The sequence below is a fragment of the Hyphomonas sp. ske169 genome, assembly GCF_056850855.1.
The window spans coordinates 3567570-3579637 of the sequence record NZ_CP096146.1 but is presented as its reverse complement, the minus strand read 5'-3'; the positions used below and the strand labels follow the sequence as shown (position 1 = coordinate 3579637).

The 12068-nt window shown below is 53.0% G+C and carries 10 protein-coding genes; 3 read left to right on the top strand and 7 right to left on the bottom strand.

Annotation, left to right across the window (positions count from 1 at the left end; translation table 11 throughout):
• Positions 1–368 precede the first annotated feature (368 nt).
• The 3 genes from MY069_RS17275 to MY069_RS17265 are packed head-to-tail and all read right to left on the bottom strand — an operon-like array spanning position 369 to position 2490.
• Positions 369–1886, bottom strand: coding sequence for a recombinase family protein (locus MY069_RS17275; RefSeq protein ID WP_482795030.1), 1518 nt, complete (start codon positions 1884–1886; stop codon positions 369–371).
• Positions 1883–2260 (bottom strand): DUF2924 domain-containing protein, encoded by a 378-nt coding sequence (locus MY069_RS17270; RefSeq protein WP_482795029.1) that lies wholly within the window; start codon positions 2258–2260, stop codon positions 1883–1885. The genes MY069_RS17275 and MY069_RS17270 overlap by 4 nt, the downstream gene beginning before the upstream one ends.
• Entirely contained in the window at positions 2260–2490 is a 231-nt protein-coding gene (locus MY069_RS17265; RefSeq protein ID WP_482795028.1) for a DUF3489 domain-containing protein, read from the bottom strand. Before MY069_RS17265 ends, MY069_RS17270 begins: the two co-directional genes overlap by 1 nt.
• Before the next feature lie 79 nt (positions 2491–2569).
• Here MY069_RS17265 and MY069_RS17260 point away from each other — a divergent pair, with 79 nt between their 5' ends.
• Complete coding sequence (locus tag MY069_RS17260) at positions 2570–2860, top strand: hypothetical protein (RefSeq protein WP_482795027.1); 291 nt, start codon at positions 2570–2572, stop codon at positions 2858–2860.
• A 78-nt stretch (positions 2861–2938) separates the two neighbouring features.
• On the opposite strand, the gene MY069_RS17255 is transcribed toward MY069_RS17260, so the two are convergent.
• From MY069_RS17255 to MY069_RS17245, 3 genes are all read right to left on the bottom strand, one after another.
• Entirely contained in the window at positions 2939–4105 is a 1167-nt protein-coding gene (locus tag MY069_RS17255; protein WP_482795026.1) for a patatin-like phospholipase family protein, read from the bottom strand.
• 81 nt (positions 4106–4186) lie between these two features.
• The gene (locus MY069_RS17250) at positions 4187–6430 is read right to left on the bottom strand and encodes a Mov34/MPN/PAD-1 family protein (protein ID WP_482795025.1); all 2244 of its coding nucleotides are present in this window, start codon (positions 6428–6430) and stop codon (positions 4187–4189) included.
• A complete protein-coding gene (locus tag MY069_RS17245; RefSeq protein WP_482795024.1) occupies positions 6424–7539 on the bottom strand; it encodes a hypothetical protein in 1116 nt (371 codons plus the stop codon). The genes MY069_RS17250 and MY069_RS17245 overlap by 7 nt, the downstream gene beginning before the upstream one ends.
• A gap of 498 nt (positions 7540–8037) precedes the next feature.
• Between MY069_RS17245 and MY069_RS17240 the strand changes: the two genes are divergently transcribed.
• Positions 8038–9417, top strand: coding sequence for a ComEC/Rec2 family competence protein (locus tag MY069_RS17240; protein WP_482795023.1), 1380 nt, complete (start codon positions 8038–8040; stop codon positions 9415–9417).
• Between the two features lie 372 nt (positions 9418–9789).
• On the opposite strand, the gene MY069_RS17235 is transcribed toward MY069_RS17240, so the two are convergent.
• Positions 9790–10578, bottom strand: a complete 789-nt coding sequence (locus MY069_RS17235) for a hypothetical protein (protein ID WP_482795022.1) — start codon at positions 10576–10578, stop codon at positions 9790–9792.
• A 312-nt stretch (positions 10579–10890) separates the two neighbouring features.
• On the opposite strand from MY069_RS17235, the gene MY069_RS17230 reads away from it, so the two are divergent.
• Positions 10891–12026, top strand: a protein-coding gene (locus tag MY069_RS17230) for an IS3 family transposase (protein WP_482795021.1) whose coding sequence is annotated in 2 segments (ribosomal slippage) — positions 10891–11161 and positions 11161–12026 — 1137 coding nt in all. Because the reading frame shifts where the segments join, the coding sequence is not laid out codon by codon here.
• Positions 12027–12068: the final 42 nt, after the last annotated feature.

The window sequence follows — 12068 nt, the reverse complement described above, 5'->3', positions numbered from 1 at the left end:
TCCGCCACGCAGTCTGGCCATTTTCAGCGAATTTCTATCCTTCCAAATTAGTCCCGACTATTCCGGGACTTGTGGGCCCTTTCAGGGATATCCTGATGCCTGGTCTCCGCTTCATGGAGACGGCTCCCGCGTATTTGGCCTCAAGTCTCTGCCGGGATTCAATTTGGTCAGTTATCAGGGTCTTTTCCCTGATAAGAGCCATTTTACAGGGAAATTTCAGAAAATAGCCTGTTTTTGATGAGTTTAGCGTGCCGTGATCCCCCGTAGACACTGGGGATCATGACGAAATTCCCTACTCGAAAAAACAGGGAAGCGAATTTTGGGAACAGGGAATTCAAAAGTGGAAACAGGGAAGCATAGCAGACGGATCAGGGAAGCTGATTTTGCTCCAGAAAGATGGACTCCTGCGCGCGCCAGTCTGCCGGAATCGTGATCTTGGAAAGCTGATATGCGGAGATATCTGCCCGCTGGGATCCGGACGCTATCGCACGCAGAATGCCTGGAGACAGCAAACTCAATCCAAGATTGTGGGTGATATATTCAGGGCTCACATTTTTTGATGCAGCGATGTCGGAGATCCCCTCTCCCAGCTTTATCTGATCCATCCAGTTCATCGCTTTCAGGATTCGCCTGATCAGTACTTTATCAGGTTTGCGCATCGCTCCGATTTCGAGAACCAGTTTGTTCTCAATGCCTCGACGTCTTCGAACAAAATCCGCTTCAATTCGTTTGGGTTCGATCCCCTCCATCAGATCGATGCTGATCTTAGATTCATGCAAGGTCACCCGGGCGACGAGAAGAATGGAATCCCGGCTCGCTTCCTCATGGCGTTGCAGGTGAAGCTGAAGCTCCCGGTTCGCGCCCATCGCTTCGCGAACCGCGTGTTCAAATTCAGACGCGGCGAGACGCCCCTGGCCGTCTTTTGAAACGTAGTAGCGATATCGACGTCCGTTCTTGTTCGCATGGCTCGGCGTCAGCGGCGCCCCATTTTCATCAAACACCTTGCCCGCCAGTGGTGATGGGTTGGCAGCGTTCTTCCGACTCTTTCTGTCGATTGAATTCTGCCGGAGCTGGGTCTGAACTCTCTCCCATAGACCCTCCGATATGACCGCGTCATGCAGTCCGCTATAGAGCGCGTCTTTGTGCCGGATCTTGCCGATATAGATCGGGTTGGACAGGAGATGATAAAGCCGCCCCCGCGAAAAGAGCTTTCCTTCTTTCACCCGACCAGATTGGAGCGTCCGGGTCTTCGTTCGAAAGCCTCGCGTGTCTGCGAGGTCCTTTAGTGCCCGGACGCTGCCAACTTCGAGATACACCTCGAACAGGGTTCCGACAATCCGTGCCTCTTCCTTGTTGATAACCAGGCCCTGGTCGTTCTTGTCATAGCCAAGCGGCACCAGGCCGCCCATCCAGAGCCCCTTCTTCTTCGAGGCTGCGATCTTATCCCGGATGCGTTCGGCGGTGACCTCGCGCTCGAACTGAGCGAAAGATAAAAGTACGTTCAGCGTGAGCCGCCCCATGCTGGTCGACGTATTGAACTGCTGAGTGACGGATACGAAGCTGGCGCCAGCGTCATCAAGTCGATCAACCAGTTTGGCGAAGTCTGCAAGCGACCGTGTGAGGCGATCAATCTTGTAGACCACGACCATATCAACCCTTCCTTGATCGATCTCGGTCAGCAATCTTTGTAGCGCTGGCCTTTCCATATTGCCGCCGGAAGCGCCGCCGTCGTCGAAACGCACAGGAAGCGCTTTCCAGCCTTCATGTTTTTGCGATCGAATATAAGCCTCACACGCCTCACGCTGCGCGTCGAGGGAATTGAAGTTCTGATCGAGGCCTTCATCGGACGATTTTCGCGTATAGATCGCGCAACGCACACGCTTCATCCCTTCACTCCGAAGAAGCGAGGGCCCGACCACCTGGCACCAGTGATCTCCCGGGCAATCGCGCTGAGTGAATTCCAGGTCCGGTCGTTCCAGTGGAAAACCCCATCAATGACATCCACGACGTGTTCGGTTCCGTGCCATTCGCGGATCAGGCGCGTGCCGTCCTGAACAGCGGAACGAGCAGTGATGACCTTCTCGAGTTCGCGCCTGATCCTGCCCCGGTTTTCTCCGCTTCTCTGCCATTGCGCCTCGCAAATCAGGATGCGTTCCAATGTCAACCGGCGCATTTTCGGTGGCGGCTTCGATCCGAAACAATCGTTCCAATGCGATTTCAGATCTGGCGTTGACAGAGCGCTGATATCTTCTGGCGCCATTATGAATTAGAATGATCGAGATGGAATCGCGCCGCCGATTTCTGGGTTTTCGGAACTCGCGCCAGTCGAAAACCGCGCGCGCGGAGCCGTGTGAACGCAGCGCGAACAGTGTGCGGTTTCCAGCTCAGCAGTGTACTCAACTGATCGATGGTCTTTCCGCGTCCGTTAAGCGCCTTTACGAGCGCGGCTTCCTTGGTTCCAGGTTTTGGGGCGTTGAGGGCTTCAGTCATATTATGGTCTCCTTGGTTGTGAGGCAGATCTCTTGCCCCACTGAGACAAGCCCGAATTCTCCCGGGCACAATGACAGCAATGCTCCGATTTCGCCCGCAGTCCAGTCGCGATCCGAAAAAGCTGCATGACAATCAAGTCAGGTCGAGCGACACCGGCTCCATGGATGAACTGGACCCAGCCCGCGTTCTTTTTGTGGAAGCGATCGCAATGCTCGAAGACGCGATTGAAAAGCTGATGCCGGCACAAGCACCCCGCTCGACTGAGGCGGAGATCAGGACCGGCGTGCGAACGCTCCGGCAATCCAGCGTCTCGCTCATCGATGTCGCTGATCGGATTGAGGCTTCCGTGCTGCGAAGCAACGGCACCTAGTTCCTAAAACCAGACATAAGATGCGCGCCGGTCAACGCACGCATTAACTCGACAGATGACTTACGCGCGATCCATCCCTCACACTTGCGGCCATTTCGCCGGAGCGCCATTTAGCACGAGCCCTGTATCGTGGAGGGCAGCATTACACATGGAGTATCCATGTCTCACCAGGAGGTTAAAGTCATCGGGCGGGATCTTCTTTAATCTGACAGGATACTCTTGCACGCGCTCTAGATCGGACCCATTCAGTCGCAGCGGTTCTGTATCGCTGAACCGGCCGACATCTTCACGCAGGTGCCAATCGGCTAAGTGCCGCTCACCACGTTTGCGTAAGTCGTGCAGCCAGCGCATTCGATTATTTTCTGCTTGCCGGTGCATCATCGACATGGAGCGCCTGAGAACATTCCACCAAAGTTTAGAATGTGTCACTTCACCGAATGGATCACCTGCATTACTGACCAGGACGATGCCATATGTTTTCCAAACCGGTTCAGCGCCCAGGTTATCGTAGATACCAGCGTCTGCGAGCCTCATTCGATTAATGTATGGTTTTTCATGCCGATCTGAGTTTGTGTATGCGCGAACCTCTACGCCTTTGAGGGAGATATCGACGGGACAGAAGAACGGCGGGAACGCGGACGACGCCGTGACGATCGCAGACAACTCAAGAGTTGGTTTTAGGATTTCGCCTACGCGATAGTTCGCGGCATACGGCTTGGCGAATCGCCAAAGTGTATTCAGTTCGAAATCTGTCGCGAGGATGACAAAGCGCGGTGTCTTTCCCGGCTCTGGGTCCGGAAAGTCCTGCAGCGTCGCATCCCCGAAGAGGTATTTTTTGTAGGCGTTTTGAAGCCCTGAAGCGCCCGTCCGAAACGGCACACTGAGGCCTGCCACGATGTTCACGACATCTATGCTCTTCGAAGTAAAAAACTCTGTTAGAGGCGCGGTGACAACCTCATCAAAGTTGGTCGCAACATCGTCTTGCCAGTTCAGTTTGTCCCAATTGATCGCGAGATAGGCCGCACTAATTGAGCCTCCTGACACGCTGGAGATGCGATCGATCTTGGGCAGCATTCCGACTTCGTTCAGTCTGATGAATGCACCGACCTGGTAGACCCCTGATTTATATCCCCCACCAGAGCAACTGAGCCCCACACCATTTGGCTTAAACAGATCGACCCGAGTGCCATCCGGCGCGCTAGGATGGTTTAGAGCAGATGGCATTTGAGACTCTGAAAGGGGCATCGCATTCTCCTAGCTTAGGAATGGATTATTCCGAAGCGTTACGTTTGAAACGGGCGCGTTCGTTAGGCAATTTTGGCTGGCTCATAGCGTGAGAACCGTATCATGGACGCGATCGCCAATTCCAATTCGAGCAAACAGTTCACTATCACTGATGATTGCCATTATGTGCGGCTCACAGGTTGCTTCGAACAAATCTGCCAATGCCGAGAAGAGTTTTTCGTCATCTGCGCTCGGACGCGCAGGAACATTTTTAGGGTGCGAATGCCACTCGCCGACATATCGCAGCTGACCCGCTGTGCCATCCCCGATTTCTTTTAGCCGGGTCTCTAATCCGGTATAGCCGCGCTCGAAATAGTGCGGGCGTTTCACACTGTCTGAAGGTGCTTCGATTGCAGCGCAAATTCGCATCAGTCTTTTTTCAAAATCGACCATGCCTAAGAGAATGCCGCCAGTTTCATTAGGAAGCTCTTGCGCGCGCTCGACGCCAAGTTTCTCGATGAGGTCATCGCTCCAGCCTATATTCCAGTCTTCAAACTTCTCACCTCGGAAGGTTGAGCACGGCAATTCCACGACCGATATCGCGCCGTCTTCTTGCATGCGCCAGATCTTTGCTTGGGCGGAAGCTGAACTTCCTATTTGACGAAGCGCTTTACATCCGATGCCGCCCAGGATTGAAACCTGATCTGGACCAATCTGCGCTGTGATATCCGAGCAGCCATTTCCGTATCTTATGCCTTGCGCATCCCTATTGGATAGGTGCGCGTGAAGGCGCTCATCAGTAATAAGTGCTGTATAGTAACTTGCCTCCAGATCTATCAAAGACAGGCTCTTGTCTTCGTCCTCGCAGAGCATGACCAGATCCGTTGCGCCTGGATTGAAAAAGAGAGAGACGCATCGTGGCACATCACTCATCATAGAAAGCGCTCGCGCAACGGTAACAGAAGCCGACATATCTACGAGCAGATCGCTTTCAGACATTGCTTTGAGCAACTCTTTCGACAATCCATCGCTGTCCTCAAGATCTTCAACAAAGGGTTTACCCACACGTTCGCCTGGCAGGGACTCATTCAAGAAGAGTTGCAAGTGCAGAGCTTTGGGATCGCCGATCGCCCAATCTCCGAGGACATGCCGGACAGTATTGTGCGGTAGGAAAACGTCCTTATCGACCACACTCCAGTGTCCGAACCCGCCGCGAAGACAGAGTTCGACAATTTTGCCTCCAAGGGCACCTGCGCCGATTGCAAAACACTTTGTTTCAAAGCCTTCGTCCCATCCGGACAGGGCCGGCACCGCCTCAGCTTCCAATTCCTGGATAACGATCATCGGGACGACGCTGAGAGGCGGTAGTTTATCGGGGTCAGCGCGCTGTCCGATCAATGCCGCAGTAAACCCGCCTGCGGAGTCGTAGGCGCCCATCTCCTTGCCGATTTCGGCTACCGTTTGGTCCAGGGTGAATGCCCATTGATCTTGGCTGTCAATCTTTCCGTTCGGCGTCGATGATTTAGGGAAAGTGACAAGAACAACAGGGATCGCTTCGGCGAGCCCCTTTTCATTGTTCGTGGATGTCACGAAATCCGTAACTGACTGAACCAAATCGCCGCCATGATCCGAGACAAGTGACGCTAACTTCTTCAAGGTTCGCGGCGCCGACCGCACAGCGCGCCCGCACACGATCCCGGTCGTGATCGGGATCAGTACAAATTTGTATGCGCCGGTTTTGCCGACAAATCTCTCATCATCAGCTCGATAGAACCGAACTGTCAGGTTATTCTTCAAGGTCTTCTGGCCGTAAGCCAGATATCGCGTATCTGGGTCTATTGGCCCCGCAGGAATGATCGCCTGCGAAGATGTGCCAGTTAAGACAGGTTCCGGCCCTTGGTCGGCTTGGTGAAGCTTTCGCTCCGCGGCAAGTTCAAGCCATTCTTTGATACGCGCCAAAAACATGAATGGCGTGAATCTGGCTTTTTGATCCTCTTGCGGCGTGTCCCATAAGCATAGAGAAACGAATTCGCTGCCATCATGGATGGTGATGTGAAGCTCATCATCTGGAAAGTCTTCCCGAAGAGGTACGACCAAAGGCATTCCGTTACCTTCGCCAGGACAGATAAGCATGATAGGTTCGGTAGGCGCGATTTTGACAGGACGCCTCGGTGCAACTTCAACGTCGATCTCAATTATCAAAATATCGTCGCCGAATTTTCGGCGACATTCTTTCAGACGCAGATAGCTGGAGTTCTTCGCTTCGAGATATTTGACGATCTCAATCGCGCGGCGCCCCGTCAGATCCTGTTTGGCGATCGGTTCTCCAGGAATATCAATTAGCAACGACCTGCCCTTGGCGCCCGTGTTGACGTAGCAATCGTTGCAGCTCCCGCAAGCTTTTTGCGTGTCTTGGGACCGCTTCGTGTGATTTGGATTTCCAAAGGCTCAGGCGCGAAGATTTTAGGATGCTCCATCGTCACGATGAATTGTCCACCCACGTTGCGGGCGACTTGCTTGTAATATTCTGCGGCCTGATTGTGCGGAGGCTGAATTGAATCGCCAGCCCGAATATAGTCGCTGGTAGACACGAAGATGCACTCTGGATTTGACTGCTCTTCATATAACCAGCGCAGCGCATCGGACGGAACTGTGATACGTTTCCCTTTCTCGTCAGATAGCGAGAGGTAGGAGCAGTGATGCGGAATGTTATTAATGTCTGCGAGCAGGCGCTCATCGTTTCGCCGCGCCCGGGTGATTCGAACGATTTGCTCAAGCGTCTCATACTCGCAATCTGCCGACAGAATAAGATAACTCGGTTCGCCCTCAACCTGGAACTTGGCCTGCATAAATAAGGCAGAGGCGTTGCGCTGAACCGTTGAGCCATCTTCGCACTTCTCGGCAAATGGTGAGTGGACGAAAAACTCAATACCGTCGCGCCCCAATGAAAACTCAGGAGCGAGTTGTCCGGCATCAGTCATCAAGTGAGCGCGATCGCCAGGGCGGATGTTTCGATCTCTCAGCCACTGGTCGAGCGCATGCGGAGCGGAAAAAATGCGAATGCCCGATCCTTCAATCAACCTGTGACGCGCCTCAGCGCGCAGCACCCTACCCTCATCGGTTATGCCTTCTTCCAGAATGGCGGCCGCAGGGACCCACATAGTCTCGAAGCCGATCCGATCGTTGGATTGGTATTTTTTAGCGTGCCTCAAGAAGAAAAGCTCTGAGGCACGCCGATAGTGATCTCTATCGAAGTGCGAAAACGCGAGCACACTGACGAATCTACAACTGCCGACTCGATCGCGAATTTCGTGTTCCAGATCAATGCGCTTATCGGCATCCTCTTCGGGGGCGAACATGTTCGCGTAGTCGTAGATGATCTTTCGTCCATTCGCGAGTTGAATGAAGCACGTATCGGCATTGCCGCTCGGGAAAAACACGACTTGATGGGTCATGATCGGGCCTTGTATTCGTTTCTAAATCGCCTTTGCGATTCAGTTTGACCTGACATATGTACATGATTCGTTCTATTCGCGCACTGCTCTCCAGTCACTTTCCGATTTTTTGTTGGGCTATCGGGTTATGACGATATTCTACTGGCTCATCTGGCAGCAGCACGCGCGTAAAATCCGATGATTACCAAGTATGGCTGACGATATACGGGCATCGCCCTTGGTTTTGCGCCGGTCAATCATGAAGGCTTCAAGCGAGCCGGTATCAAAGTCATCGAATTTTCAGAACCAGACGAATAGCCGAAATACGTATCACGCGTCTGCCAGATGGCCGCACATCTGATTTGATCTGACGCTAACAAACCTCCAAGAAAAATACCCGAAAACTACGCGCCGTGATCTCTTGAACTTAGAGTCCCAGCGACTGTTCTCCACCTTGATTTGAGATTATCTCTGATTCGTGCGATCTATTATTCGCAATAGATGAGGTTGGGGGACATCATGGAGATCCGTTACGTATGCCAACCCAGCACTTGGCTCGTGAGACGTGCCGGTAACTCAGCCGAATCGTCAGGCAGCAAGCAACTACTCCTCGGCCAGAGACTGCATGTAGACGTTGCTACAGCGAGCAATGGTTGGATCGCTGCTCAAACGGTTCCCAAAGAAGATGGGTCATTTCGAGAAGGTTTTGTCAGAGAAGACAGGATCTGCGAGCGACAACAACTGAAAGTGTTTTACACTGACGTCGGTCAAGGCGACGCCGTGTTGATCGAAGCAGAAGGCGTAATCGTTATCATTGATGGCGGCCCTAGTAGAGGATTTGCCGACCAACTCCACCGACGCCTCTCAGCGCTGCGGCGTGCCGATCAAGCCGTAGGAGTACTACCGAGAGATAGTTTGCATATCGATGCGGTCATTATATCTCACTTCGACAAAGATCACTATGTCGGCTTGACCCGCGTTCTCAACAATTCCGATTATTCATTTGGCACCATCTATCATAATGGCCTGCCGAGGTACGGGGATGGAGCGGGCAAAGATCTGGACCTCGGAGATTTTTCCGCCTCTCCTCATGGCGGAAAAGCGATCAGTACAGATTTACGCGGACTGGAAACTGCTCAATCCATGATTGACGACAATGTATTGCTGACGCCGTCCGGTAATCTGAATATGTTTGGGAAGTTCTTACAAGCCGCCTTAGACGCGAAAGCTCAGGGCCGCTTGGATGGGTTTGAACTCCTAGTGAGTAGAGATCCCAGCGATCCAAATGAACATCTCTCTAATCTTGGCAATGAACTGAAATTTGAAGTCCTTGGCCCAATCACCACGACCATGAACGGTCGCATCCGCCTACAAGCGTTTCCAGACCCCCACAGCGGATCATCAACACCATCGGAATCTCATACGATCAACGGCAACAGTATCGTTTTACGAATGACCTATGGTCAAAATACGTTTTTGTTTGGGGGTGATCTAAACCAGCCTTCTCAACGTTACTTACACGATCGATATGGAAGTTTCGCGAGGTTTTCAGCTGAGGTGAACAAAGCCTGCCATCACGGCTCATCTGACTTCGACGTTGAGTATCTCAAAGCCATTCGTCCGCTGACAACTGTGTTTTCTTCAGGCGACAACGGCAACTATGATCACCCCATGCCGGATGCGATGGGCGCGGCAGCGCGTCATAGCGACGGAGATTACCCATTGATTTTTTCAACCGAGCTCGCCCGAGAAACAGGATCGCGCGGAATTCATTTCGGTCACATCAATGCAAGATCTAACGGTGACGTAACCGTCATGGCTCAAAAGCGAGAAAGCCCATCGAGCAAAAAGGCCTGGCACTCTTTTCCGCTCCCCTATCAAGGGCCATTCCATCACTAGGCGGTATTGTCAGGGGAAAGTCGTATCTGGAAAATTTCACCGAAACCCGGGTCCAAGAACATGGTTGTTCAGGTGGCAGATCTTCTCGGCGCTGTAGGTACAAAGGAATTCTTCTTTCAAAAATTTGAAACAAGTTTGAGAAATAACGACCTACTCTCTTTCTTCTGACAACACCCTAATGTCTGCTTATGCTCGCCATGAAGACGAGCCCGTCAAAAGGGGACTGTTTGACGGGCTCTACAAACCTTACCGCCGGCTGGGTGGGGGACGCATGCGGGGGTTTGTAATCTTTGCTCGCTTGGTTTCGTCACCAAACTCAACCAGATTCTCTTCTCAGGGAGCGTCTGCTTTCGCATTTCAAATCTGAAAACACTAACCAGAGCACTGATCGAGAACGATTGGAATTTCGTTAGACGTGCGACCGGTGGACTCCATATTCACCGCATGATCCAAAAGTTCGAGAAAATTGTTGCCGGCGACATCCTCAAGCACTGCATCGACCCGAATGTTAAGGCCTCGCCGTGGCCACGGGTTTTGCGGAGTGAAGCGCCAGGTACGCTCACCGACACCAACTTCTACCTCGCCCTCAACGATCTCGGCAGGAAAGGCAAGCACCTTCAAATGCTTGGTCAAGAGATGACGATCAAACGGCCGCTCAAAAGTGACTTCCAGTGGCTCCCTCGTCGCTGCGCAGGGAGTATTCACCTTCCATAGTTTCGTGTCGGCCATCGTGCGAAGCGGATCCGACACCAGAAACGTTTTAGAAAACCCGGGTAAGACCGACGCCCCATCGGCCGACGGCCAACCTTCTTCGACAGACAGAGTGTAACGTTCGCCAGCAAGCAAAGCCGGACCGAGTTTACGATTGGTGGCAACTCCTCTCTTTATCCGGCCGGGATCGACCAACACGGTTAAGCGGGTACGTGTCTCGTTCCACAATTCTTGTTTGAACCTCATAAAAACGGCATCGTCGACTGTGCCAGAGTCGTCGCGCAGATAAATAAACTCGTGCGCAACTTGCGGCTTCATTGGCACGGAGAAATGGAGATAAAACCTAAGAATATTTTCTGGGAGCATATCACCGCTCGGGTAAAACTCTGTGACTTCGGCCTTCGCTAGAAATTCTCTCTGAGGCAAGCGAAATGGTACGAGTTTTTCCACGTCTCCGGCTAGCTGTGTTCGCGCGACATAGCCTTGACCGGCTTCAAACCCAAAAGCAGGCGTGAATGAGAGCACATCCCTGAACTGAGTGTACTGCCCAGCGAGCGGTGTTCTGTCCACGCAACAATCATCGACGGTGCCGACGAAAATTTGCAATGAGCCTGAAGGATCCTCTCTTCCTGATCTGGTGTCCGACAATCGAAGCGTGACAGATTCTGACACTTGATCTGGCAAAGTCAGGTCCTGGTGGACTGCTTCAGAAAAACTGGCCCATAGTTTGAGAGAGGATCGGCTCTGATATGGAGTTGAACCATGGGCAAGAGAGCCAAGCCTGAAGAGATCATTGCAAAGCTGCGCGAGGTGGAGGTTCGCCTCAGCCAGGGCGAGACCATCGCGCAGGCTGTGCGTTCGATCAGTGTGACCGAGCAGACGTTTTACCGGTGGCGCAAAGAGTATGGCGGCCTTCGCGTCGGCCAGGCCAAGCGGATGAAGGAGGTCGAGAAGGAGAATGCCCGGCTTCGGCGCGCTGTCTCCGACCTCACACTAGATAATCAAATCCTGCAGGAAGTTGTCCGGGGAAAGTACTAAGCCCTTCACGTAAACGCATTGCGGTCGACCATGTGGTGGAAGTGCTCGGCGTTTCCGTACGCCGAGCTTGCCGTGTGGTTGGCCAGCATCGCTCGACACAGAGACGCGAGAAAACACCTCGGCATGATGAAGGCGCACTGACAGCTGCCATCATATCCCTAGCGGAACGGTTTGGGCGATATGGCTATCGCCGGATCACAGCCTTGCTTCGTGAAGCTGGCTGGTCTGTCAGCGCGGGTCGTGTCTATCGCATCTGGCGACGTGAAGGGCTCAAAGTCCCGCAGAAACAACCCAAGCGTGGCAGGCTCTGGCTGAACGATGGATCATGCGTTCGGCTGAGACCCGCTCACAAAGGCCATGTCTGGTCGTATGACTTCGTCCAGGACCGCACGCATGATGGTAAGGTCTTCCGCATGCTCTGCGTCATTGATGAGTTCACCAGAGAGTGCCTGGCGATCCGTGTCGAACGCCGACTGAACTCTCGGTATGTCCTCGACACGCTCGGCGAGCTGTTACTTGAACACGGTCCACCCGAGCATATCCGGTCCGACAATGGGCCAGAGTTTATCGCCACCGCTTTACGTGAATGGCTGCAGGCATTGGATGTCAGGACGCTCTACATAGAGCCAGGATCACCTTGGGAAAACGGATACTGCGAGAGCTTCAACTCAAAACTTCGGGACGAGTTGCTAGCGCGTGAAATCTTCTATGACCTACGCGAGGCGCAGGTGCTGATCGAAAACTGGAGACTGTTCTACAACACCGCCAGACCACACTCCTCGCTTGGCTATAAACCACCCGCACCAAGAACCATCTTGCCCGCGACCTTCATGCCGCCTTATAGGTTGGAGGCGGCATGAACGCCGCTACAAACCAACCGTCGATCCTAACATTACGGTTGG